At 70.8% G+C, this 22,011-nt stretch carries 22 protein-coding genes and 1 pseudogene; 9 read left to right on the top strand and 14 right to left on the bottom strand.

The features are described from left to right. Positions 1 to 31: 31 nt before the first annotated feature. From ACPWT1_RS19945 to ACPWT1_RS20000, 12 genes and pseudogenes are all read right to left on the bottom strand, one after another. Positions 32 to 814 carry a thiazole synthase gene (locus tag ACPWT1_RS19945; RefSeq protein WP_427912873.1) on the bottom strand — a complete coding sequence of 261 codons (783 nt, stop codon included), beginning with the start codon at positions 812 to 814 and terminating at the stop codon, positions 32 to 34. A 137-nt stretch (positions 815 to 951) separates the two neighbouring features. Next, on the bottom strand, positions 952 to 1,155 hold the full coding sequence (gene thiS, locus ACPWT1_RS19950; protein WP_427912874.1) for a sulfur carrier protein ThiS: 204 nt from the start codon (positions 1,153 to 1,155) through the stop codon (positions 952 to 954). Next, positions 1,152 to 2,177 (bottom strand): FAD-dependent oxidoreductase, encoded by a 1,026-nt coding sequence (locus ACPWT1_RS19955; RefSeq protein ID WP_427912875.1) that lies wholly within the window; start codon positions 2,175 to 2,177, stop codon positions 1,152 to 1,154. Before ACPWT1_RS19955 ends, thiS begins: the two co-directional genes overlap by 4 nt. Next, positions 2,174 to 3,166: a thiamine phosphate synthase gene (locus ACPWT1_RS19960; RefSeq protein ID WP_427912876.1), complete on the bottom strand. Its 993-nt coding sequence runs from the start codon at positions 3,164 to 3,166 to the stop codon at positions 2,174 to 2,176. The genes ACPWT1_RS19955 and ACPWT1_RS19960 overlap by 4 nt, the downstream gene beginning before the upstream one ends. After that, positions 3,163 to 3,939: an SDR family oxidoreductase gene (locus ACPWT1_RS19965; RefSeq protein ID WP_427912877.1), complete on the bottom strand. Its 777-nt coding sequence runs from the start codon at positions 3,937 to 3,939 to the stop codon at positions 3,163 to 3,165. Before ACPWT1_RS19965 ends, ACPWT1_RS19960 begins: the two co-directional genes overlap by 4 nt. Next, positions 3,936 to 4,931, bottom strand: a complete 996-nt coding sequence (locus tag ACPWT1_RS19970; RefSeq protein ID WP_427912878.1) for an ABC transporter substrate-binding protein — start codon at positions 4,929 to 4,931, stop codon at positions 3,936 to 3,938. Before ACPWT1_RS19970 ends, ACPWT1_RS19965 begins: the two co-directional genes overlap by 4 nt. 7 nt (positions 4,932 to 4,938) lie before the next feature. Beyond that, positions 4,939 to 5,682, bottom strand: a complete 744-nt coding sequence (locus tag ACPWT1_RS19975) for an ABC transporter permease (RefSeq protein ID WP_427912879.1) — start codon at positions 5,680 to 5,682, stop codon at positions 4,939 to 4,941. After that, entirely contained in the window at positions 5,679 to 6,449 is a 771-nt protein-coding gene (locus tag ACPWT1_RS19980) for an ABC transporter ATP-binding protein (protein WP_427912880.1), read from the bottom strand. The genes ACPWT1_RS19975 and ACPWT1_RS19980 overlap by 4 nt, the downstream gene beginning before the upstream one ends. Then, a pseudogene (locus tag ACPWT1_RS19985) lies at positions 6,446 to 7,917 on the bottom strand (acyl-CoA reductase). The gene ACPWT1_RS19980 and the pseudogene ACPWT1_RS19985 overlap by 4 nt, the downstream one beginning before the upstream one ends. Next, on the bottom strand, positions 7,914 to 9,014 hold the full coding sequence (locus ACPWT1_RS19990) for a long-chain fatty acid--CoA ligase (protein ID WP_427912881.1): 1,101 nt from the start codon (positions 9,012 to 9,014) through the stop codon (positions 7,914 to 7,916). Before ACPWT1_RS19990 ends, ACPWT1_RS19985 begins: the two are co-directional and overlap by 4 nt. Then, positions 9,011 to 9,865, bottom strand: a complete 855-nt coding sequence (gene thiD / locus ACPWT1_RS19995) for a bifunctional hydroxymethylpyrimidine kinase/phosphomethylpyrimidine kinase (RefSeq protein ID WP_427912882.1) — start codon at positions 9,863 to 9,865, stop codon at positions 9,011 to 9,013. The genes ACPWT1_RS19990 and thiD overlap by 4 nt, the downstream gene beginning before the upstream one ends. Before the next feature lie 314 nt (positions 9,866 to 10,179). After that, entirely contained in the window at positions 10,180 to 11,208 is a 1,029-nt protein-coding gene (locus ACPWT1_RS20000) for an RNA methyltransferase (RefSeq protein ID WP_427915602.1), read from the bottom strand. Between the two features lie 99 nt (positions 11,209 to 11,307). Here ACPWT1_RS20000 and ACPWT1_RS20005 point away from each other — a divergent pair, with 99 nt between their 5' ends. From ACPWT1_RS20005 to ACPWT1_RS20015, 3 genes are all read left to right on the top strand, one after another. After that, on the top strand, positions 11,308 to 11,475 hold the full coding sequence (locus tag ACPWT1_RS20005; RefSeq protein WP_427915603.1) for an oxidoreductase-like domain-containing protein: 168 nt from the start codon (positions 11,308 to 11,310) through the stop codon (positions 11,473 to 11,475). A 134-nt stretch (positions 11,476 to 11,609) separates the two neighbouring features. Next, positions 11,610 to 12,194 carry a hypothetical protein gene (locus ACPWT1_RS20010; RefSeq protein ID WP_427912883.1) on the top strand — a complete coding sequence of 195 codons (585 nt, stop codon included), beginning with the start codon at positions 11,610 to 11,612 and terminating at the stop codon, positions 12,192 to 12,194. Further along, positions 12,191 to 12,703 (top strand): hypothetical protein, encoded by a 513-nt coding sequence (locus ACPWT1_RS20015; RefSeq protein ID WP_427912884.1) that lies wholly within the window; start codon positions 12,191 to 12,193, stop codon positions 12,701 to 12,703. The genes ACPWT1_RS20010 and ACPWT1_RS20015 overlap by 4 nt, the downstream gene beginning before the upstream one ends. A gap of 37 nt (positions 12,704 to 12,740) precedes the next feature. Here the strand turns inward: ACPWT1_RS20015 and ACPWT1_RS20020 are convergent, their stop codons facing one another. Then, positions 12,741 to 14,402 (bottom strand): L-lactate permease, encoded by a 1,662-nt coding sequence (locus ACPWT1_RS20020; RefSeq protein WP_427912885.1) that lies wholly within the window; start codon positions 14,400 to 14,402, stop codon positions 12,741 to 12,743. 282 nt (positions 14,403 to 14,684) lie between these two features. Between ACPWT1_RS20020 and ACPWT1_RS20025 the strand changes: the two genes are divergently transcribed. The 5 genes from ACPWT1_RS20025 to ACPWT1_RS20045 all read left to right on the top strand — a co-directional run bounded on the left by ACPWT1_RS20025 (position 14,685) and on the right by ACPWT1_RS20045 (position 19,040). Next, positions 14,685 to 15,068 carry a response regulator gene (locus ACPWT1_RS20025; protein WP_427912886.1) on the top strand — a complete coding sequence of 128 codons (384 nt, stop codon included), beginning with the start codon at positions 14,685 to 14,687 and terminating at the stop codon, positions 15,066 to 15,068. A gap of 10 nt (positions 15,069 to 15,078) precedes the next feature. Beyond that, on the top strand, positions 15,079 to 15,372 hold the full coding sequence (locus ACPWT1_RS20030; RefSeq protein WP_427912887.1) for a GNAT family N-acetyltransferase: 294 nt from the start codon (positions 15,079 to 15,081) through the stop codon (positions 15,370 to 15,372). Between the two features lie 86 nt (positions 15,373 to 15,458). Continuing rightward, on the top strand, positions 15,459 to 16,118 hold the full coding sequence (locus tag ACPWT1_RS20035) for a response regulator (protein WP_427915604.1): 660 nt from the start codon (positions 15,459 to 15,461) through the stop codon (positions 16,116 to 16,118). Continuing rightward, complete coding sequence (locus ACPWT1_RS20040; protein WP_427912888.1) at positions 16,115 to 17,392, top strand: ATP-binding protein; 1,278 nt, start codon at positions 16,115 to 16,117, stop codon at positions 17,390 to 17,392. The genes ACPWT1_RS20035 and ACPWT1_RS20040 overlap by 4 nt, the downstream gene beginning before the upstream one ends. Before the next feature lie 205 nt (positions 17,393 to 17,597). Next, positions 17,598 to 19,040 carry a DegQ family serine endoprotease gene (locus ACPWT1_RS20045; RefSeq protein ID WP_427912889.1) on the top strand — a complete coding sequence of 481 codons (1,443 nt, stop codon included), beginning with the start codon at positions 17,598 to 17,600 and terminating at the stop codon, positions 19,038 to 19,040. Positions 19,041 to 19,123: 83 nt separating this feature from the next. On the opposite strand, the gene ACPWT1_RS20050 is transcribed toward ACPWT1_RS20045, so the two are convergent. Next, positions 19,124 to 20,317, bottom strand: coding sequence for a DNA topoisomerase IB (locus ACPWT1_RS20050; RefSeq protein WP_427912890.1), 1,194 nt, complete (start codon positions 20,315 to 20,317; stop codon positions 19,124 to 19,126). A gap of 176 nt (positions 20,318 to 20,493) precedes the next feature. Between ACPWT1_RS20050 and ACPWT1_RS20055 the strand changes: the two genes are divergently transcribed. Continuing rightward, positions 20,494 to 21,966: a PAS domain-containing sensor histidine kinase gene (locus tag ACPWT1_RS20055; protein ID WP_427912891.1), complete on the top strand. Its 1,473-nt coding sequence runs from the start codon at positions 20,494 to 20,496 to the stop codon at positions 21,964 to 21,966. Positions 21,967 to 22,011: the final 45 nt, after the last annotated feature.

Raw genomic sequence — 22,011 nt, forward strand, 5'->3', positions numbered from 1 at the left:
TAACAAAGCTGCCACTGTCGCGTTCACGCGGCTAGAGCACGAAAGGCCGGCCGGTCACCTGTGTCGTCGCGACGGCCATCTCCTGCTTGGCCATGATGCCCGCCTCGTGCGCAAGACGACCTCCCTCGATGGCGAGCCTGAAGGCGCGAGCCATCGCCACGGGGTCATGCGCCAGCGCGACGGCGGAGTTGACCAGCACCGCGTCGTAGCCGAGCTCCATCGCATGCACCGCGTCGCGCGGCGAGCCGATGCCGGCGTCGACCACCAGCGGCACGCTAGGCAAGCGCGCACGCAGCGTCTTCAGCGCGGTCGGATTGAGCAGTCCTTGCCCGGAACCAATCGGCGCGCCCCAGGGCATCAGGATGCGGCAGCCCGCATCGAGCAGGCGATTGCAGGTGACCAGGTCGTCGGTGCAGTACGGGAACACCTCGAAGCCGTCGCTGGCCAGTTCGCGCGCGGCCTGCACCAGCTCCCACGGGTCGGGCTGCAGCGTGTACTCGTCGCCGACCACTTCGAGCTTGATCCAGTTCGTGCCGAACATCTCGCGCGCCATGCGCGCCAGCGTGACGGCCTCGCGGGCCGTGGTACAGCCGGCGGTGTTGGGCAGCAGGTGCGCGCCGAGCTCGCGGATGAACTTGAAGAACTCGCCCGCCTCGCCGCCGCCGGACAGCTGCCGCCGCAGGCCGACCGTGATGACCTGCGTGCCCGAGGCGCGCACCGCGTCGCGCAGCACCGCGGGCGAGGGATAGCTGGCGGTGCCGAGGAAGAAGCGGCTCTCGAGCGTCTGGCCGCCGATGGTGAAAGTCTGGCTCATGCAAATCCCTTTCGTTCGATGCGGACCGCGCTGGCGGTGCGCCATGGATCTTCGCGGGGCCACCGCGGAACCGGCTTTGCCGGGCCGCTGGTGGCGCCCCCTGGGGGAGGCGGCCGAAGGCCGCTTCGGGGGGACCATTACCCTCCCGTGATGGGTTCGAAGGTCATGACGGCGTCGCCGTCGCGAAGCACGTGCTGCCCGCGCTGGTCGCGCGGCACGAAGTCGCCGTTGACGGCGGTGGCCAGCGCGGCGGGCGGCTTGTCGAGCGAGGCCACGAGCGTGGCCAGCGTCGCGCCGTCGGGCAGTTGCAGGGTGTCCTGGTTCAGGCGGATGGCGATCATGCGAGGGCTTCCATGGCGGTCTCGACCATGCCGGGCGCGATCAGCCAGCCATGGCGGAACAGGCCGTTGATGCGCGTCAGGCCGGCCGTGGTCTCCAGCAGCGGCAGGTTGTCGGGCAAGGCGGGACGCAGGTTGGTTTCCGAATGGACGACGCGGGCTTCGGCCAGCGCCGGCACGATGCTGTGCGCGGCGGCCAGCAGTTCGACGGCGGTGCGCAGCGACACCGGCGAGCGGTCCTCGCTCTCGATCTCGCTGGCGCCCACGACGACGATGTCCGGCGCGCGCGGCACCAGGTAGACGCGGTGGCGCACGTGAAGCAGCCGCAGCGGCCGCCGCAGGTCCAGGCCAGGTGCCTGCAGCCAGAAGATCTCGCCGCGCACGCCACGCATCGGCAACTGCGGACGGGCACCGAGGCCGCGCGCATCGAACACCCAGTCGTAGCTCGCCGTGTCGTTGGCCAGCTGCATCCGGTGCGGCTCGACCGCCTCGACGCGGCTGCCCCAGTGCCAGGTGGTGTTCGTGGCGCCGGCGGCGAGCGCCTGCATGGCCTGCACGCTGTGCACCTGGCCCTCGCCGGGCAGCAGCCACGCCTGCGGTCCTCGACGCACCGAGGGCTCGAGCTGCGCGAGCGATTCGGCATCGAGCGGCTGCGCCTGGTGCTCCGCGGGCGCCTTGTGCGCGAGCAGGTCCACCACGCGCCGCGCCGCGCCACTGTCCTCGCGATGGGCCAGCAAGAGGCTGCCCTCGCGGCGGAACTCCACCGGCTGCGGCAGCGTGCGCAGGATCGACGGCCAGAGCTCGAGCGATCGCAGTCCCCAGCGGAACACGCGTTCGTCGCCGGTCTCCAGTTCGGCCACCGGGCTCAGCATGCCGGCCGCGGTCCAGCCCGCCGCGCCGCGCGCGTCGGGGCCGGGCGCGGGGTCGTGGACATGCACCGTGTGTCCCGCGCGCCCGAGCTGCACGGCGAGCAATCGCCCGAGCAGCCCGGCGCCGGCGATGCCGATGCGAAGGCGCTGCGTCATCGCGTGGGCTCCAGCGAGGGATGCGGCCAGCGCGGTGGAGCGGCGCGCTGGGCGGCGCCTTCGTCGAAGGCAGCCTGGAACACGGGCACGGTCTGGCGCGGATCCTCGCCGAGGCCGCGCACCAGGCACACGCCCTGCGCGCCTGCACGTGCGGCCTCGTGCACCTGCCGTGGCTCGAGGATGCCGCCGATGGCGACGACGGGGCGCTGCGCCTGTGCGACCCACCAGCCGAGGTTGTCGAGGCCTTGCGGCCGCCACGGCATGTCCTTGGTGGTGGTCGCCCACACCGGACCGCACGCGATGTACGCCGGCGCGAGCTGGCGCGCGCGGCACAGCTCCCACACTGCATGCGAGCTCACGCCCAACGCCATGCCGGTCGTGGCGAGCTCCGACCGGCCTGCGTCGCCCAGCGCCAGCAGGTCTTCCTGCCCGAGGTGCACGGCCTGCGCGCCGAGCTCCGCCGCGATGCGCCAGTGGTCGTTGACGTAGAGCGTCGCGCCGGCTTCGCGGGCGGCGGCAATGCCGTCGCGCAGCTGCGCGCGCAGGCTCGCGAACCAGCCCGCATCGGCATCGCGGGGTTGCTTGATGCGCAGCTGCGTGAGCCGGATGCCGGCGTCGAGCACCTGGCGCAGGCGTGGGACGGTGTCGACGATGGCGTAGAGGCCGGGGAGATGAACGCCTTGGGTTCCCGCCTTCGCGGGAACAACAGGGCGGGCGGTGCCCTCGTCCCAGCCGAACGCCGGTAGATCCCCCTGCTGGTTCCACACGGCCAGCAACGCCGCGTCCGACGCCACGAACCCGCTGCGCATGTGCGCGGCCCAGCGCTCCGCCAGGCCTGCTGGATCCGATGCATCGATCGAGCGCACCCGTCCCTTCGCCTGCTGCGTGACCAGCATCCCGCCGTCCAGCGACAGCATGGCGTGCGCACCCGCTGGCGCCGCATCGCGGACTTCCACGTCCCCGTGGCGCATCGCAACCAGCACCGTCATCGCATCACCCTCCCGCCATCCACGAGCAGCACCTGCCCCGTGACGAACCCGCTGGCCTGCGACGCCAGGAACACCACCGGCCCCGCAATGTCCTCGGGCCGCGCAAGTCGCCGCAAGGGCGTCGCAGCCATGATCGATTCGCGGAACGACGCCCGCGTGCCGGCACTGCCCGCCGTCGGATGCACCAGCCCCGGCGCGACGCAGTTGACGCGCACGCCCTGCGGCCCGAGCTCGGACGCGAGCTGCCGGCTGAAGCCCACCAGCGCCGACTTGGCCGTGCCGTAGTCGTGGTACGGCACCACCGGGTCCTCGACCAGGTCGGTCGCGATGTTCACGATCGCGCCCTGCGCACGAACGCGCAGGTGTGGCAGCGCAGCCTGGCACAGGTGGAAGGCGGCGCCGACCGAGCCCTCGAACTGCCGCAGGTAGTCGGGCCACGCGAGGTCGCCGAAGGTGGCGCGCCGCTCGGGGTCGAAGGCATACGGCGCGAAGGCGTTGTTCACCAGTACGTCGAGGCGGCCGAAGGCGTCGACGGTGCGGGCCACCAGCGACGCGCCTTCCTCGGGCCGCGTGACGTCGGCCTGCAGCGCGACGGCATCGCCACCCGCCTGTTGGCACTCACGCGCGACGTCCTGGGCCGCCGCCTCGTTGCGCAGGTAGTTCACCGCGACGCTGGCGCCCTGCGCGGCGAACGCACGCGCGATCGCCGCGCCGATGCCGCGCGAGGCGCCGGTCACCAGCACGGCCTTGCCCCGGAGATCGGAGAACGTCACCGGGAAGCTCCCGGCAACAGGTCGGTCGCGACCACGTGCGCCATGTCGATGGGCTGCTGCACCAAGCCGAGCTGGCGATACACGTCCGCAGCCTTCTGCAGCGAGGCGACATCCAGCGCACCCAGGCCTTCGCGCTTCGTGCGCTCCGACACGCTCGACGCATTGCGCGCCTTGATCACCTCGAGCGCGAGCGCGGGATCGGTGCCGTCGATGGCGCGCTTGCCGGCCAGCGTCGCCGCTTCCTCCGGCTGCGCGATCATCCACGCGGCGGCATCACGGTACGCGCGCAGGAAGCGCCGCAGCACCTCCTTGCGCTTGCGGTAGGTCTCCTCGCGGACCACGAACAGGTCGCTGGAGACGTTCAGGAAGTTGCGCACCTCCAGCACGTCGACGTCCGTGAGGCCACGGCGTCGCCCGACCAGCAGGCCCGTGTCGGTGGCCGCGGTCGCATCGACCTGCCCCTGCAACAGCGGCGCGAAATTGAGCAACCCCGTGACCACGATGGTGACGTCCGACTCCGTGAGGCCCGCCTGGTGCAGCAGCACCTGCAGGTTCTGCCGGGTGCCGCTGGACAGGCTGTAGACGCCGATGCGCTTGCCCTTCAGGTCGGCCGGCGAGCGGATGCCCGCCTTCTTCAGCGACACCACGTTGAACACGTTCTGCGGGTAGATGTCGTAGATGGCGCGCAGCTTCTCGCCCTTGTCGAGCGAGGCGAACAGCGAGCCCGGATCGGTGAAGGCGACGTCGGCCTGGCCGCTCAGGATGTTGCGGATCGCATCGCCGCCGCCCGCGCCGGGGATGTACTCGAGCGCCAGGCCCTGCGCGCGGTAGAAGCCCTTGTCGGCATCCACCAGCAGGGGCGTGACTTCGGTGATGGGCTTGCTCCAGCCCGCCACCGCGATCTTCTCGGGACCGTCGGCGAACGAAGGCAGGGACACCGCGGCCGTGGCGGCGAGGATCAACTGGCGGCGGGAAAGCGTGGACAGGGTCATGGCAGCGTCAGGAGAGGTAGGGGCGCAGCAGGCGCCGTTCGAGGAAAAGCGTGGCCTGGTAGGCGACCAGGCCGAGCAGCGACACGAGCACGAGCACCGCGAACATCAGCGGCGTGTCCATGCTCCCTTGCGCGGCGATGATCAGGGCACCCAGCCCGCGGCTGGCGCCGATGAACTCGCCGACGACCGCGCCCACCAGGGCGAGCACGACGGCGATGCGCAGGCCGGCCAGCACCGAGGGCAGGCCCGTCGGCAGCTTGAGGCGCCACAGCGTCTGGCTCCTGCTCGCGCCGAGCAGGCGGAACAGCTCCAGCCGATCGGGCGGCACCTGCGCCAGGCCGGTGAGCGTGTTCTCCATCAGCGGGAAGAAGCAGATCAGCGCGGTGATGACGGCGGTGGAAGTCAGGCCGAATCCGAACCAGACGATGAACAGCGGCATCAGCGCCAGCTTCGGGACGACCTGGCTCACCACGACGTAGGGCATCACGACGCGTCGCAGGGCCGGCACCTCGGCCAGCAGCACGCCGGTGACGAATCCGATCACGCAGCCCGTGCCCAGTCCGAGCAGCAACTCGGTGGCGGTGGTTGCGATGTGCGGCCAGAAGTAGCCGCTGGCAAGGCCCGCCCACAGCGCCTGGAGCACGCGGCTGGGCGGCGGCAGCACGAGCAGCGAGAACTGCAATGCACGCGCACCGGCTTCCCAGGCCAGCAGCAGCGCGAGCAGCACGAGGAGGCTGGTCACGCGCTTCATGCCGGCACCTCCTCGCCCGCGAGCGCGTCGCGCAACTGCGCACAGGCGGCGCCGAACGCAGCGCTGTCGCGACGCCCCGCTTCGTCGGTGATGGACAGGCTGCGCACGATGCGCCCTTCCGCCAGCACCGACACGCGATCGCCCAGGAACACCGCCTCGGCGATGTCGTGGGTGACGAACAGCACCGTGGTGCCTCGTTCGCGCACCAGCCGCAGCAGGTCGCGCTGCACTTCCTCGCGCGTGATCGCATCGAGCGCGGCGAACGGCTCGTCGAGCAGGAGCAGGGGCGGTTGCAGGAGCAACGCACGGGCGAGCGCGACACGGCTCTGCTGGCCGCCGGACAGCTGGCGCGGATAGCGGTCGACGAAGGCCGCCAGGCCCAGTTGCGCCAGCAGTGCCTCGGCGGCCTGCACGTCCTGCCCGGCCGGCCGCCGCTGCAGCGACACCGGCAGCAGCACGTTGTCGCGCACACGCAGCCAGTCGAGCAGCGTCGGCGCCTGGAACACGAAGCCGACCTGCGCGCCCATCGCGGGACCGCGGCCTTGCAGCAGAACCTGTCCCGCCGTCGGTGCAAGCAGGCCGGCCGCGAGCTTGAGCAGCGTGGTCTTGCCGCAGCCGCTGCGGCCGACGAGGCAGTGCACCTCGCCCGCGGCCAGCGCGAGGTCGATGCCCTGCACCACCGGCGCATGGCCTGCATAGCCGAACGCCACGTCGCGGAATTCCACGAACGGCGTGCCAGCGTGCGGGCTTCCCAGCGGATGCCTCATGGCCGCCCTTCCTGCCACGACGGCGCGAAGCGATCGGCCGCGGCTTCGGCGCCCTGTTCGATCTCGACGATGCGCACCAGGTCCGCGAGGCTGAAGCGGCCGTCGTGGTGCCAGCCGGCTTCCGGCAGCGTCATGGAACCGATGGCCGTCACGCGCGTGATTCCGACCTGACCCAGCGCAGTCGCGAGCCGGTACAGCTCGTCGGGCGTGGTGGCCAGGCCCGCGGTCTGCAGGAAGGCGGCGTGCGGAGCGAGCTGCGGGAGCACGTCGTCCAGCGCATCGACCGCGCTCACGACGATGCTGCGATAACCGGCCGTGGGTTCGAGGGGCTGCGCCGCATCGCTGAAAGCGACGGCCCACGGCGAAGCCTCGTCCCCGAGCAGTTCGCCACCCTGCCCGGCCAGCACGCGCCACTCGGCCGCCTGTCGCCACGCACCGACCGCGCCGGCGTCTTCGAACGCGAGCACGCGGCGCGGATGCCGGTGCGCGAGGTTGGCCAGCTCCGACGCCAGGTGCTGCGCGAAGGTGCGCGGGTCGACCGCACCACCGCGCTCGACATACAGCACGTGCGGCGAGTAGCAGCCCTGCTGCTCGAAGCGCACGATGTCGTGCGCGGCCAGGCGCGCGGTCGCGGGACCACGCTGCATGTCGAGTGCGGCACGCCCCACGAGCGCGATGCCGAGCTTGTGTCCATAACCGAGGAAGCGCGCGGTGACCGGGACTTGCTCGCGCACCTCGCGCAGCGCCGTGTTGCCGCCATACGCGAGCACGGTCTCGGCTTCGCGATACAGCGCCGCCGCGTACCGGCCTGGCCACCCTTCCACCACGCGATGGCGAAGCAGTCGGCCAGCGGCGGATGCACCTCACACAGCAGCCGCGCGAACACGCTGGCGGTGAGCGGCTCGGCACTGGGCAGCTTGCCCACGTTGCCAGCCTTGACCAGCAACCCGCAGACGAGGCTCCACAACGGCAGTCCGGGCACGTTGCCGGCCCACACATGCGCCAGCAACGCCGGACCGAACGCGCGGATCGCGCCGCCCTTCACCGCCGGCTGGAAGCCATCGAGCACCTTGGGATTGGCGAAGTCCTGCGCGAGAAAGCGGTGCAGCTGCGGCGCGCGGAAAGTGTGCAGGTAGGCCGTGAGGCCCAGGCGCACCAGTTCCGGATCATCGCCGGTGGCGATCGGCAGCAGTGCATCGAGTTCGCGGCGCGCCGGATCTTCCGCATCGAGCAGCCGGGCGACGGCGCGCGCCACGATGTCGACGATCGCATCGACCTTCATGGACTGCAGATGCAACCGCGCGGCTTCGCGCACATGCCGTGCCACCACCTGCATCTGCGCGTCGGTCAGCAGCGGCACCTCCACCTCGAGCCGCTGCCCGTGCACCTGGAACGGCAGCACGTGCCAGTCCACCTCGCCGGCCGCGAGTCCGGGCAGGTGCCCTGCGCGCCAGCGTCGAGTCGTCATGCCCGCGCCGCCTCCAGGAATTCCTGCACCGCCAGCGAGCAGCCCTTGGCCTCGGCGCCTTCGGCGCGTCCGAGCAGCAGGAAGCCGCCGTCGACCGCCACGCCCACGTCCTCGGTGAGGATGGTCGTGGCCGAGTTGAAGTTCGCCAGGTCGCAGTGCGCGAGCACGCCGCGCTGCCCTGGTGGCATCTCGCTGCCCGTGAGCGGATCCAGCACGCGGGTGCGCACCCAGTGCGGCGCCCTCTTCACCGACGGCACGACCGCGTTGCCGGCGTCGTAGAACTGCGAGCTGAGCTCGGTCATGCCGTACATGTTGATGCAGCGCTCGCGCGCCACGCCGAAGCCCTGCGACAGCGCGTCGTAGAACGCATCGAGCGGCAGCTCGCGCGACTGGCCCTTGTAGCCGCCGGTGTCGAGCAGGCGACTGCCTTCGGGCAACACGAAGCGCAGGCCGCGCGCCGCCATTGCATCGAGCAGGTGGACGAAGCTGAAGGTGGCGCCGAGCACGGCGACGGGCTCGCCGCGCGACTGGGCCTGCGCGAGGTCGTCGCAGAACGCGTCGACGTCCAGGCCACCCTCGACCGAGACATAGGCGCGGCTGCCTTCGGCGCCGAAGCTGCGCGTCGCCAGCGAGAGATACCGCCCGAGGGAGGAATTGCGCAGCTCGCGCTCGTCCGGGAACAGCGTGAACATGCGCAGGCGCAGCGTGCCCTGCATGAAGCACCGCGCGAAGTGGCGCTGCATCGACTGGTCCCACACCGCGATGGTCGGGTGGTGGTTGCGGCCCTTCACGTCGCCGCGCGTGGTGCCGCTGGTCATGAACACCCGCTCGCACTCGGCCGGCGGCATGCAGCTGAGCGTGGCGTCCTTGAAGGCGCTGATCGGCACGGGCGGGATGTCGCGCCAGGCGGTCACGCGCCGCGGCGTGATCCCGCGGCGCTGGCAAAAGCGCCGGTATGGCTCGTCGTTGGCGTATTGAAAGGCAAACAGGTCCGCCGCCAGCGCATCGAACTGCGCGTCCGTGCAGCCGTCCTGCGCGACGAAGCCCAGCAGGCGATCGACCACCTGCTGCATGGCGGGCGGGAGTGCGTGCGTCATGCCAGCGGCCGCCGCCGCATCGGCTGCGGGGCATGCGAGTGGTTCAGCGGACCGCTGCCGGCGCCGGTGCGCACGTCCGCGCCGACCTGGAGCGCACCGCGCACGTACTCACGGGCGTTCGCGACCGCGTCGGGCAGCGACGCGCCCAGTGCGATGAACGAAGCGATCGCACTCGACAGCGTGCAGCCGGTGCCATGCGTGTTGGGCGTCGCGATGCGCGGGCCGCGGAACCATTGCGGCGCGCCGTCCCGTGCCAGAAGCAGGTCGCTGACCGCATCGCCGGCGAGGTGGCCGCCCTTGAGCAGCACGCAGCGGGCGCCCATCGCGAGCAGCTGGCGCGCCGCGGCCTCCATGTCGGCCTCGCTGCGCAGCGGTCGGTCGACCAGCATCGCGGCTTCGTCGAGGTTGGGCGTGACGACCAGCACGCGCGGGAAGAGCTCGCGCACGAGCGTCGCAACGGCCGTGGGGTCGATCAACGCAGCGCCGCTGGTGGCCACCATCACCGGGTCGAGCACCACCTGCGCGAGGCCGTGGCGGTCGAGCGCGTTCGCCACGGTGGTGATGGTCGGCGCCGAATGCAGCATGCCGATCTTCACCGCGTCGATGCCGATGTCCTCGGCGACGGCGTCGATCTGGTCGGCCAGGATGTCCAGCGGCACGGCGTGGATGGAACGCACGCCCAGCGTGTTCTGCGCCGTCAGCGCGGTGATGGCGGTGGTCCCGAAGCAGCCCAGCGCGGCAAAGGTCTTGAGGTCGGCCTGCACGCCGGCACCGCCGCCCGAATCGGAGCCGGCAATGGACAGCACGCGCGGGTAATGCCAGCGCGGCGCGGGAACGGCGGGTGGAAGCATCGGAACTCCTTCGCAAGCCTGCAGGTGCTCCGAAGGACGGTCCGCCACGGCCGGACGGCCGCGGGAGGGAGAGTGCTCTTCTTACGCCGGTCTGAACCGGTTCAAGTTCACGGGTCTGGATCTCAGCACGCAATCGCGTACACCCCGGAGCGGACGGAATTGTGACACGTCCACGCTGCTGGAGCGAGGAATGCGGGCAGCCGAACGCGAAAGACGCCAAAGCACGCAAGACACGCGAAAGAAAACCGAATGGTTCTTTGTCTCTTTCGCGTCTTTTGCGATTTTTTGCGTCTTTCGCGTTCGGCTGTTCGCCTTCAGACCGCCACGATGGGCACGGTCTTCCCCCGCGCCCGCAGCTGCCCACACCCGCCGTCGACGTCCTGCCCCGCCGAATGGCGCAGCTTGGTCAGCACGCCGGCGCGGTGCAGGCGTCGCGCGATCGCGGCGGCCTTGTCCCATGCCGGTCGGCGGTATGGCAGGTCGGGCACCGTGTTGTACGGGATCATGTTCAGCACCGCATAGCGGCCGCGCAGCAGGCGCTCGAGGCCGGCGAGTTCCTCCTCGGTGTCGTTCACGCCGTCCAGCAGCGTCCACTGGATCTGCAGCGGATAGCCCGTGCTGCGCGCATACGCGTCGCCCGCTTCGACCAGGTCGGCCGGTGCGAAGCGCGGCGCGCGGGGCAGCAGCTCGGCACGCAGGTCGGCGCGCGTGGTGTGCAGCGACAGCGCCAACGCGGGCTTCACGGGCCCCCGCGGCAGCCGGGCGAACACGCGCTCGTCGCCGACGGTGGAGAACACCAGGCTCTTGTGGCCGATGTTGCCGGCGGTGCCCAGCAGCTCGATGGCCTGCATCACCTGCTCGAGGTTGTGGGCCGGCTCGCCCATGCCCATGAAGACCACCTTGCGCACGGGCCGCAGCCGCCGGCCCAGCACGACCTGCGCGACCATCTCCGCGCTGCCGATCTGGCGGACGAGCCCCTCGCGGCCCGTCATGCAGAAGCGGCAGCCGACCGCGCAGCCGATCTGGCTGGACACGCACAGGCCGCCGCGCGGCAGCAGCACGCTCTCGCAGGTCTGGCCATCGGCGAGCGCCACCAGCAGGCGCACCGAGCCATCCTCGCCGGGATGCTGCGACACGACGCGCGCCAGCCCGTCCAGTTCCGCCTCGACGCCCGGCAATGCATCGCGCAAGGCGCGGGGCATGAAGTCGTCCAGCGCACGCGGTCCGCTGTCCTGCGGCAGGGCCTGGGACCACAGGCGCAGCACGCGATGCACATGGGCCGGCTTGGCGTTGAGCGATTGCAGGCGCGCACGCAGCGCATCGAGGGTGTGGAGGGGAGACAGCGGAGCCACAGGGCGAGCTTACCTGCCCGCCCCAGTGACAATCCGTGCGTGACATCAGACCCCGCCGACCTGCACGCCGCCCGCCAGCGCATCGCCGCCATGCAGGCCCGGCTCGCGTCGCATGGCACCGTCTTCAGGGCACCTCCTCCCGAGCCCACCACGTGCTGCGGCCGCGGCTGCAACGGCTGCGTCTGGGAGGGCTTCCACGACGCGCTGGGCTGGTGGCTCGACGACGCGGCCGCGGAACTGGACCTGAGCGCGCCCTGACGCACGGGCTGCTGGCCCGAGCCGTCCTACCCGGGCATGGGACCGGGCAACCCTGCCGGGGTTGGCCCCTCTCCGACACGACAGGCGAGCCGTGCTGCTACGTTGGAAGTTCCACAACGGCCCAAGGAGTCTCCATGAACAGCGACACCAACACGATGCTCATCGCGCTGGCGGTGATCGTCGTGATCGCACTTGCGCTCTGGACGTTCATGCGCAAGCGACAGAGCGAGCATCTCTCCCAGCGCTTCGGGCCCGAGTACGACCGCACCGTCAACGAGATGGGCAGCCGAGAGAAGGCCGAGGCCGAGCTGCTGGCGCGCAAGAAGCGCGTCGACGACCTGGACATCGTGCCGCTGCAGCCCGCCGAGGCGCAGCGCTTCAACCAGGAGTGGCGGGCGCTGCAGGCGCGGTTCGTCGACAACCCGCGCGGCGTGCTGGTCGAAGCCGACATGCTGGTGCGCGAGCTGATGCAGAAGCGCGGCTACCCCATGGGCGATTTCGAGCGCCGTGCCGCCGACATCTCGGTGCACCACGCCGGCGTCGTCGACCATTACCGCGCGGCGCACGACCTCACCGAACGCGATCGCCGCGGCGAGGTGGACACCGAAGGCATGCGCCAGGCCGTCATCCACTACCGCGCCCTGTTCGCCGAACTGCTGGAGGTCGACCGGCCCCAGCCCCCCAACCAGCCCCACCCTGAAATGAGGACCCAATCATGAGCCGGGAAGACCACGACCGCCTGACAACCGCCGACCTGGTGGCCGGCACCGACGCCCGGCAGGCCGAGCGTCCCGAGGTTCCGCCGCAGGGAGGCGCCATGCAGCAGCCCGCGATGCCCGACACCGCCATGGGCGACCGTCCGATGGACGACGCGCGCATGCACGACGGCGGAATGCCGAGAGGCCAACAGCCGGGGCAGCCGCGCGAAGGCCAGCCCATGGGGCATGAGATGGAGCAACTGGCGGCGCTGTTTCCGCCCGAGGTCGCGTCCGGCTTCCGCAGCCGGTGGGACCAGGTGCAGATCAGCTTCGTCGACGATCCGCGCGAGGCGGTGCAGCAGGCCGACGAGCTGGTCGCGCAGGTGATGAAGAGCCTGGCCTCCAACTTCGCCGAGCAGCGCTCGCGCCTGGAGGCCGGCATCGGCCATGGCGGCGAGGTGAACACCGAGAACCTGCGGATGGCGCTGCGCAGCTACCGCTCGTTCTTCCAGCGGCTGTTGTCGTTGTGATCCGGGACGCAGGGACGCAGGGCGTCCCTGCCCCGCCTCACTTGATCACCATGTGGCTGAACGGCGCGACGTAGGCCTGCAGCGTCACGAAGATGCCGACCAGGGCGGCCAGCGCCAGCGAATGGAAGAACACGTAGCGCAGGATCTCGCCTTCCTTGTTGATCCAGCCGGTGGCCGTCGACGCCACCACGATCGACTGGGCGTCGATCATCTTGCCCATCACGCCACCCGAGCTGTTGGCCGCGCCCATCAGGTTGATCGGCAGGCCCAGCTGGCCGGCCGCCACCTTCTGCATGCCGCCGAACAGCACGTTGGACGCGGTGTCCGATCCCGTGAGCGCCACGCCCAGCCAGCCCATGAGCGTGCCGAAGAACGGGTACAGCGCGCCGCTGGCGGCGAAGGCCAGGCCCAGCGTGGTGTCCAGGCCCGAGTAGCGGGTCAGCGTGCCGAGTGCCAGCATCAGCGCGATGGTCAGCAGCGAGTAGCGCACTTTCCAGAACGTCGCGCCGTACACGCGCACCAGCTCGATCGGGTTGTAGCGGGCCAGCAGGCCGCCGACGATCGCCGCGACCAGGATGGCGGTGCCGGTGGCCGACAGCAGCGTGAACGCGTACACCGCGCTTTCCTTGGTCACCTTGGGCACCACGGGCGGCACGCGTTCGATCAGGTTGTGCAGGCCCGTGATCGGGTAGTTCGGGGCGAACAGGCCATTCAGCCAGGTCTTCACCTGGGGCAGGCCCCAGATGAAGACGAACACCGCCAGCAGCGCCCAGGGCATCCAGGCGCGCAGCACGTCGCCGCGCGGATGCACGGTGCGGGCCGTGACCGGCCCGGCGGTGCCCGCATCGGCCTCGTGGCCGCGCGGCACGACCGACGTCCAGATCTGCGCCGGCTTCCACACCCGCAGGAACAGCGCCAGTGCCACCATCGAGACGGCGGAGGCGATCACGTCGACCAGCTCCGGGCCGATGTAGTTGGAGACCACGAACTGCGGCACGGCGAAGAACACGCCGGTGACGAGGATCGCAGGCCAGATCTGCAGCATCCCGCGGAAGCCCGCGAATGCCCAGATCAGCCAGAACGGCACCAGCAGCGAGAAGAACGGCAGCTGCCGGCCCACCATCGCGGAGATGGCATTGACGTCGTAGTCGTGCACCTTGGCCAGCGTGATGATCGGCGTGCCGAGCGCGCCGTACGCCACCGGCGCCGTGTTCGCGATCAGCGACAGGCCCGAGGCGGCCAGGGGCGAAAAGCCCAGGCCGATCAGCATCGCGGCCGTCACGGCCACCGGCGTGCCGAACCCGGCCGCCCCTTCGAAGAAGGCGCCGAACGAGAACGCGATCAGCAGCAGCTGCAGCCGCCGGTCCTCGGTGATGCCGGCGACGGAATCCTGCAGCACCTTGAACGAGCCGTTCCGCTCGGTGAGCTGGTGCAGGAAGATGATGTTCAGCACGATCCAGCCGATCGGCAGCAGGCCCGTGAGCGCGCCCAGCCAGACGGCCCGGCCCGCCATGCCCGCCGGCATGCCGAACACGAAGATCGCGATGACCACCGCCGCGATCAGGCCCGCCGCAGCCGCGACGTGCGCCTTCATGTGGAGGAATCCCAGCCCCACCAGCATCACCACCACGGGGATGGCGGCCAGCAGCGTGGACAGCACCATGCTGCCCATGGGGTCGTACACCTGTTGCCAGTTCATGTTTGTCTCCGGTCGTTCTTGGTGCCGGATTGATAGCACGCAGAGGCAGCGGCGTGGCTGAACAATTGCTGACACGGGCGGCCAGCGCACAAGGAAACAACGAAGAGCCCGCCCTGTAGGACGAGACCTTGCGCGCAGTCTTTCCTGCGACATGCGGCGCACGCAAGATCCTGTAGAGCTTCCGGCGCCGCTACCATTCGGCCGCCCCACCTGCCGGACCACGGCGCCCATCGGGGCCATGGCTGCCGCACGACGGCAGCGCCTGAGAAGTGGAGTCTGAGAGTGGATCGTCGCATTCTGGTCGTGGAGGACTTGCGCGCTGCGCAGCACATGGTGTCCGAGTTGCTGGCGCTGGTCGGTGGGTACCAGGTCGTCGGCGTGTGCCGCACCGAAGGCTCGGCCCTGCAATGGCTGCATGAGCATCCCCACGGGGCCGACCTGGTCGTGCTGGACCTGATGCTGCAGGAGGGCTCGGGCTTCTCGGTGCTGCGCAAGCTCGACGCGCCCCACACGCCGGACGTGGTGGTCTTCAGCGACTTCGCGACGCCCGCCGTCGCCGACAAGTGCCGCGAGCTGGGTGCGAAGGCCGCCATTTCCAAGTCCGACGTCCTGCAGCTGCGCGACTTCCTCGAGGGCTTCGGCAACGACCGGGCGCAGGCCGCCTGAAGGAACCCGCATGAGTGCCTCCGCCGCTCCGTCCGTGCGTCGCAACCCGGCGCGCCACCGCTTCGAGCTGGAGGCCGATGGCCGCCCGGCCGGCAACCTGGTCTACCGCGAACGCGAGGGTGTGCTGGAGCTGGTCCACACCGAGGTCGATGACGCGTTCCAGGGCCGCGGCCTCGCGGCCGTGCTGGCCAAGGCGGCGCTGGACGACGCGCGCGCGGCCGGCCAGAAGGTCGTGCCCTCGTGCGCCTACGTCGCCTCGTACATCAAGCGCCATCCCGAGTACCGCGACCTGGTCGCCAGCTAGCCCACGTCCCGGCTTCAGCCGGGCTTAAGCTCGCGTCCGGACAATCCCGCCACGCGCGCGCTCCCTGCGTGCGCGTCCCGACGACGATGCGCATCCTGCTGGTCGAAGACGATCCCATGATCGGCGAAGCCGTGCTCGACGCCCTGCGCGCCGAGCACTACGCCGTGGACTGGGTGCGCGACGGCGCAATGGCCGACACCGCGCTGGCCACCGGCACGTACGACCTGGTGCTGCTGGACCTGGGCCTGCCGCGCCGCGACGGCCTCGACGTGCTGCGCGGCCTGCGCGCCAAGAAGTCGGCCGTGCCGGTGCTCGTCGCCACCGCCCGCGACGCGATCGGCGACCGCATCGCGGGCCTGGACGCCGGCGCCGACGACTACGTGGTCAAGCCCTACGACACGCACGAACTTCTGGCCCGCATCCGCGCGCTGCTGCGGCGCAGTGCCGGCCGCGGCGAACCGGTCTACAGCCATAAGGGCGTGACGCTCGATCCGGCCACGCGCCAGGCGAGCGTGCATGGCGAGCCGGTGAAGCTGTCGGCACGGGAATGGGCGGTCCTCGAGCCGATGCTGGCGCGGCCCGGCGTGGTGTTCTCGCGCGCCCAGCTCGAGGAAAAGCTCTACGGCTGGAAGGACGAGGTCAGCAGCAACGCGGTCGAGGTCTACGTGCACGGCCTGCGCAGGAAGCTGGGCGCCGACCTGATCCAGACGGTGCGCGGCCTCGGCTACGTGGTGCCGCGCGAATGAGCACGGCCGCGGTTCCCGCGGGGTCGCTGCGCCGCCAGTTGCTCTGGCTGGTGCTGGCCGCGATCGCGCTGGTGTCGGTGCTGCAGGCTGGCACCGCCTACCGCAGCGCACTGATCCAGGCCGACGTGCTGTTCGACGAGCACCTGCGCGAGCTGGCCCGGTCGGTCAACGAGGGCGGCGCCGCGCAGGACCTGGATGTGCAGGTGCAGATCTGGAGCCCCGAAGGCGTGGAGGTGTTCCGCTCGGCCGGGCCGCAGATGCCCGAGCGCGCGCTGCTCGGGTTTTCGGACATCACCGTGCAGGGCACCCACTGGCGCGTGTATGCGGTGCAGACGCCGGAACACACGGTGCAGGTGGCGCAGAACCGCGATGCGCGCGAGAACCGCGCCCGCGCGCTCGCGCTGCGTGCAGCGTTGCCGGTCATCCTGCTTGCGCCGCTGCTGATGGCCGCCGTGTGGTGGCTGATCACGCGCTCGCTGGCGCCGGTCGAGCGCATGCGGCGCCAGGTGGCGGGCCGGCCCGCCGACGACCTTTCGGCGCTGCCCGAATCCGACCTGCCCGAAGAAGTGCTGCCGCTGGTGCAGGAACTCAACCTGCTGTTCGGCCGCGTGCGGCTGGCGTTCGAGGCGCAGCGGCATTTCGTCGCCGATGCCGCGCATGAACTGCGCTCGCCCCTCGCGGCGCTGAAGCTGCAGGCGCAGGCGCTGCATCGCGCGAGCGAGCCGGCGCAGCGCGAGGCGGCGCTGCAGCGGCTGGAGTCGGGCATCGAACGCACCATCCGGCTGGTGAGCCAGATGCTCGCGCTGGCCCGCGCCGAAAGCCAGCCCGCGGGCGCGGCGCAATCGCTCGGGCTGCAGCAGCTGGCGCGCGACGCGGTGGCGCAGGTGCTGCCCGACGCGCGGGGGCGCGGCATCGACCTGGGCCTGGAGAACGAGGCCGACGCGCAGGTCACCGGCCAGCCCGAGGCACTCCACATCCTCCTGCGCAACCTGCTGGAGAACGCGGTGAAGTACACGCCCGCCGGCGGCCGCGTGGACCTCTGCATCGGCGCGCACCCGCCGTCGCTGGTGGTCGAGGACAGCGGCCCGGGCATTCCCGAAGCCGAGCGCGACCGCGTGTTCGATCGCTTCTACCGCACGCCCGACGCCGCGGCGGCCGGCAGCGGCCTGGGCCTGGCCATCGTGCGCACGATTGCCCAGCAGCACGGAGCGACAGTGACGCTGGGACGATCGGAGCGGCTGGGGGGCCTGCGGGTGCGCGTGCAATTTCCTTGAGCTCGCTGAAGGCGGGCAGCCGAACGCAAAAGACGCGAAAGACGCAAAAGAAGACCTGAACGATTCCTTGTTCCTTTCGCGTCTTTTGCGGGGTTTCGCGCCTTTTGCGTTCGGCTTCCCGCTCCCGCATCCGCCTTAAGCCTCCCCTAAGCCCCCCGGCGCACAGTGGACCCATCGCAATCCATTCGTGTTTCCGGAGGACTCCATGCAACGACTCACCACCAAGGCCGCGCCCATCGTGATCGCGCTCGCCGCCGCCGGCTTCGGCGGCGCTGTCGGCAACGAACTGCTGCTGCACCATGCCCATGCGGAAGGCGCGCCCGCCTCGGCGCCCGTCGCGCCCGTGCCCGCGGCCAGCACCCTGCCGGACTTCGCGGCCATCACGCAGAAGTTCGGTCCCGCCGTCGTCAACATCAGCGTCAGCGGCGTGCACAAGACCTCGGCCGCCGACATGGACGACCCGTTCGAGATGTTCCGCCGCTTCCAGGAGGGCCCGAACGCCATGCGTCCGAAGGAGGTGCCGGTGCACGGCCTCGGCTCGGGCTTCATCGTCAGCCCCGACGGCCTGATCCTCACCAACGCGCACGTGGTGAAGGACGCCAATGAGGTGACCGTCAAGCTCACCGACCGCCGCGAGTTCCGCGCCAAGGTGCTGGGCAGTGATCCCAAGACCGACATCGCCGTGCTGCGCATCCAGGCCAAGAACCTGCCCGTGGTCCAGCTGGGCGATGCGAAGAACCTGCGGCCCGGCGAATGGGTCGCGGCCATCGGTTCGCCGTTCGGCTTCGAGAACACCGTCACCGCCGGCGTGGTCAGCGCCAAGGGTCGCTCGCTGCCCGACGAGAGCGGCGTTCCCTTCATCCAGACCGACGTGGCCGTCAACCCCGGCAACTCCGGCGGCCCGCTGTTCAACGCGCACGGCGAGGTGGTGGGCATCAACTCGCAGATCTACAGCCAGTCCGGCGGCTACCAGGGCGTGTCGTTCGCGATCCCGATCGACGTCGCGCAGCGCGTGCAGCAGCAGATCGTGGCCACGGGCAAGGTGCAGCACGCGCGGCTGGGCGTGTCCGTGCAGGAGGTGAACCAGGCCATCGCCGATTCGTTCAAGCTCGACAAGCCCGAGGGTGCGCTGGTGGCCAGCGTGGTGAAGGGCAGCCCCGCGGACAAGGCCGGCCTGAAGTCGGGCGACGTGATCCGCGCCGTCAACGGCCAGCCGGTCGTGGCGTCCGGCGACCTGCCGGCGGCGATCGGCCTCTCGAAACCGGGCGACAAGGTGCAGTTGCAGGTGGTGCGCCAGGGCAAGACCATGGACCTGGCCGCGACGCTCGCCGCCGCCAACGACAAGGTCGCTGCGGCCGATGGCGACCAGCAGGGCGGCGCCTCGCAAGGCCGCCTGGGACTGGCGCTGCGTCCGCTGGACCGCGACGAGCAGGCCCAGGTCGGCGCACCCGGCCTGGTGGTCGAGGATGCAAGCGGTGCGGCGGCCCGCGCGGGCGTGCAGCCCGGCGACGTGGTGCTGGCCGTCAACGGCACGCCCGCGAAGAGCATCGAGCAGGTGCGGTCGGTGGTGGCCAAGGCCGACAAGTCGGTGGCGCTGCTGATCCAGCGCGGCGACGACAAGATCTTCGTGCCGGTGCGGTTGGGGTGAGGCGGCGTCGCCTTCGATAGGCCGTTTGAAGGCGGACTCCCAACCGCAGGGAGTCCGCTTTCACCCCCGTTCGTTGATCGCCCTCAGGCGTGGGCCGCCGCCTCGCGCGGCTTGCGCCGCTTGGGTGCCCCCTTCTTGTCCGCGGCGCCCTTCTTCTCCTTCAGCGCCACCAGGCTGTCGCCCAGCTGGCCTTCCAGCGTGCGCTCCAGGCGTCCCTGCAGCAGCGTGAGCACCGCGGCCTCCTCGGGCCGCAGCGACGTGGCCTTGTCCAGCTCGCCCTCGACCTTCTGCTCGATCTGCAGCAGCAGCTGCCCCTCGGCATAGGCCTGCAGCACCTCGGGGTGCACGTAGCACTTGCGGCAGATCGCCGGCGTGTTGCCCAGGCGGCCGGCGACGCGCTCGATCGCGGCGCGCACGTTCTTCTTCGCGGCCGCCTGCGTCTCGGCCGCCTCCACTTCCTGCAACGCCAGCGCCGCCATCACGGTGCCCGCCCAGGTGCGGAAGTCCTTGGCTGTGATCTCGCGACCGGTGATCTCGCGCAGGTACGCGTTGACGTCGGACGAGGTCACCTCGCGCAGCTCGCCGTCGTCGTCGGTGTACTGGAACAGGCGCTGCCCCGGCAGCTCCTGGCAGGCGCGCACGACCTTGGCCACGCGCCGGTCCTTGATCTGCAGGCGCCAGGTCTTGCCGCTCTTGCCCTTGAAGTTGAAGCGCAGCTGCGTGCCGTCCACCGCCACGTGCTGGTTGCGCAGCGTGGTGAGGCCGTAGCTCTTGTTTTCCTTGGCGTAGTCGTCGTTGCCGACGCGGATCAGCGTGCTCTCCAGCAGGTGCACGACGGTGGCCAGCACCTTCTCGCGCGGTAGCCCGCGCAGCGCCATGTGCTCGCCGATGGCCTTGCGGATGGCGGGCAGCGCGCGGGCGAAGGCCATCATGTGCTCGTACTTGGTCTCCTCGCGCACCTCGCGGAAGCGCGGGTGGTAGCGGTACTGCTTGCGGCCCTTCACGTCGCGGCCGGTGGCCTGCAGGTGGCCGTCGGCCGCGTTGCAGATCCACACGTCGGTCCACGCCGGCGGGATGGCCAGCTTGCGGATGCGTTCGAGCGTGCGCTCGTCGGTGACCGTGCTGCCGTTGGACTTCCGGTAGGAAAAACCCTCACCCGCCTTCACGCGCGAGATGCCCGGCTGCTCGTCGCTCACATAACGCAGCCCGGCCGAGCGGGCCGCGTCTTCGGGGTCGACGAGCCCCGGATCCTCGGCGTCGCTGGTGTCCTCGCGCATGGGGACCATGCTGAGGGGCGCGTCGCTGTTGAGCGGTAGGACGCGGGCGGGGAAACGGCGGCGGCGATGCCGACAGGCCACACCCGGCCCCGCGCACATCGCCTGATAATGGAACGCTTGGCCCCGCCCACCCGTTTCGCCTCCGCCTTGGCCGCCCCGCCCCCCATTCCGGTTCGATGGAAGACCGCCTCCAGCTGCTCGTCGAAGCAGTGGTGGACTACGGCATCTTCCTGCTCGACACGGAAGGGCACGTGGTCAGCTGGAACAGCGGCGCGCAGAAACTCAAGGGATGGCGCAAGGACGAGATCCTGGGGAAGCACTTCTCCATCTTCTATCCGCCCGAGGCCGTCGCCACCGGCTGGCCCGACGAGGAGCTGCGGCGCGCCGCACGCGACGGCCGCTTCGAGGACGAGGGCTGGCGCGTGCGCAAGGACGGCACGCGCTTCTGGGCCAACGTGGTGATCACGGCGCTGCGCGAACCGGGCGGCGGCGGCGCCTTGACCGGCTTCGCCAAGGTCACGCGCGACCTCACCGAGCGGCGCGCGCACGAGGAGGCGCTGCGCACCAGCGAGGAGCGGTTCCGCCTGCTGGTGGACAGCGTGCGCGACCACGCGATCTTCATGCTCGATCGCGACGGCAAGGTGCAGAGCTGGAACCCGGCCGCTGAAGCGATCCACGACCAGCCGGCCGAGCAGGCCATCGGGCTGCAGTTCCGGATGCTGTTCAGCCCGCCCGAACGCGAGGCCGGACGGCCCGAGGCCATCCTCGAGCAGGCCCGCATCCACGGCCGCACCGAGGACGAAGGCTGGCGGCAGCGCGAGGACGGCACGCGCTTCTGGGCCAAGTCCGTGGTCACCGCCGTCTACGGCCGCAGCGGCGAGCCGCTCGGGTTCGCGGTGGTCACGCAGGACCTGTCGCAGCAGCGCCGCATGGAGGACCTGGAGCGCTCCAGCCGCCGCCTGAACGACTTCATCGCCCTGCTCGCGCACGAGTTGCGCAACCCGCTCGCGCCCATCCGCAACGGCGTGACGCTGATGCAGATGGACAAGACGCTGTCGCCACCGCTGGTGAAGGTGCGCGACATCATCGATCGCCAGCTGGCACAGCTCACGCGGCTGGTCGACGACCTGCTGGACGTGTCGCGCCTCACGACGGGCAAGATCACGCTGCGGCCCGAGCGCGTGGACATCGCCGAGATCGTGCGGCACAGCGTCGAGACCGTCCGGCCGCTGATCGACGCGCGCCGCCACGAGCTGCACGTCGACGTCCCTGCCCATGCCGGGCTGCTGGTCGAAGGCGATCCGACCCGGTTGGCGCAGGTGCTGCAGAACCTGCTGGTGAACGCGGCCAAGTACACGCCCGATGGCGGCCGCATCTCGCTGAGCGCGCGGCGCGCCGGCAACGACGCCGAAGTGATCGTCCACGACAACGGCCGCGGCATCGCCGCGCAGGACCTGGACCGCATCTTCGAACTCTTCGCACAGGGCGAGACGGCGCCCGGCGCCTTCCCCGACAGCGGCCTGGGCGTGGGCCTGGCGCTCGCACGGCAGCTGGTGCGCCTGCACGGCGGCCGCATGATGGCGCGCAGCGCGGGCGTCGGCCAGGGCGCCGAGTTCTCGTTCCGCATCCCGCTGGCCAAGGGCCTCTGACGCGTGCACGGCCGGCGCATGGCCGGCTGATCAAGCCAGGTTTAT

The sequence above is a fragment of the Ramlibacter sp. MMS24-I3-19 genome (assembly GCF_050320135.1).
Lineage (GTDB): Bacteria > Pseudomonadota > Gammaproteobacteria > Burkholderiales > Burkholderiaceae_C > Ramlibacter.

Excerpts from the sequence above, each read along its gene's own strand:
- ACPWT1_RS19945 (WP_427912873.1), bottom strand. The coding sequence starts at position 814 with ATGAGCCAGACTTTCACCATCGGCGGCCAGACGCTCGAGAGCCGCTTC.
- thiS (WP_427912874.1), bottom strand. The coding sequence starts at position 1,155 with ATGATCGCCATCCGCCTGAACCAGGACACCCTGCAACTGCCCGACGGC.
- ACPWT1_RS19955 (WP_427912875.1), bottom strand. The coding sequence starts at position 2,177 with ATGACGCAGCGCCTTCGCATCGGCATCGCCGGCGCCGGGCTGCTCGGG.
- ACPWT1_RS19960 (WP_427912876.1), bottom strand. The coding sequence starts at position 3,166 with ATGACGGTGCTGGTTGCGATGCGCCACGGGGACGTGGAAGTCCGCGAT.
- ACPWT1_RS19970 (WP_427912878.1), bottom strand. The coding sequence starts at position 4,931 with ATGACCCTGTCCACGCTTTCCCGCCGCCAGTTGATCCTCGCCGCCACG.
- ACPWT1_RS19975 (WP_427912879.1), bottom strand. The coding sequence starts at position 5,682 with ATGAAGCGCGTGACCAGCCTCCTCGTGCTGCTCGCGCTGCTGCTGGCC.
- ACPWT1_RS19980 (WP_427912880.1), bottom strand. The coding sequence starts at position 6,449 with ATGAGGCATCCGCTGGGAAGCCCGCACGCTGGCACGCCGTTCGTGGAA.
- ACPWT1_RS19990 (WP_427912881.1), bottom strand. The coding sequence starts at position 9,014 with ATGACGCACGCACTCCCGCCCGCCATGCAGCAGGTGGTCGATCGCCTG.
- thiD (WP_427912882.1), bottom strand. The coding sequence starts at position 9,865 with ATGCTTCCACCCGCCGTTCCCGCGCCGCGCTGGCATTACCCGCGCGTG.
- ACPWT1_RS20005 (WP_427915603.1), top strand. The coding sequence starts at position 11,308 with ATGCAGGCCCGGCTCGCGTCGCATGGCACCGTCTTCAGGGCACCTCCT.
- ACPWT1_RS20010 (WP_427912883.1), top strand. The coding sequence starts at position 11,610 with ATGAACAGCGACACCAACACGATGCTCATCGCGCTGGCGGTGATCGTC.
- ACPWT1_RS20015 (WP_427912884.1), top strand. The coding sequence starts at position 12,191 with ATGAGCCGGGAAGACCACGACCGCCTGACAACCGCCGACCTGGTGGCC.
- ACPWT1_RS20020 (WP_427912885.1), bottom strand. The coding sequence starts at position 14,402 with ATGAACTGGCAACAGGTGTACGACCCCATGGGCAGCATGGTGCTGTCC.
- ACPWT1_RS20030 (WP_427912887.1), top strand. The coding sequence starts at position 15,079 with ATGAGTGCCTCCGCCGCTCCGTCCGTGCGTCGCAACCCGGCGCGCCAC.
- ACPWT1_RS20035 (WP_427915604.1), top strand. The coding sequence starts at position 15,459 with ATGCGCATCCTGCTGGTCGAAGACGATCCCATGATCGGCGAAGCCGTG.
- ACPWT1_RS20040 (WP_427912888.1), top strand. The coding sequence starts at position 16,115 with ATGAGCACGGCCGCGGTTCCCGCGGGGTCGCTGCGCCGCCAGTTGCTC.
- ACPWT1_RS20045 (WP_427912889.1), top strand. The coding sequence starts at position 17,598 with ATGCAACGACTCACCACCAAGGCCGCGCCCATCGTGATCGCGCTCGCC.
- ACPWT1_RS20050 (WP_427912890.1), bottom strand. The coding sequence starts at position 20,317 with ATGCGCGAGGACACCAGCGACGCCGAGGATCCGGGGCTCGTCGACCCC.
- ACPWT1_RS20055 (WP_427912891.1), top strand. The coding sequence starts at position 20,494 with ATGGAAGACCGCCTCCAGCTGCTCGTCGAAGCAGTGGTGGACTACGGC.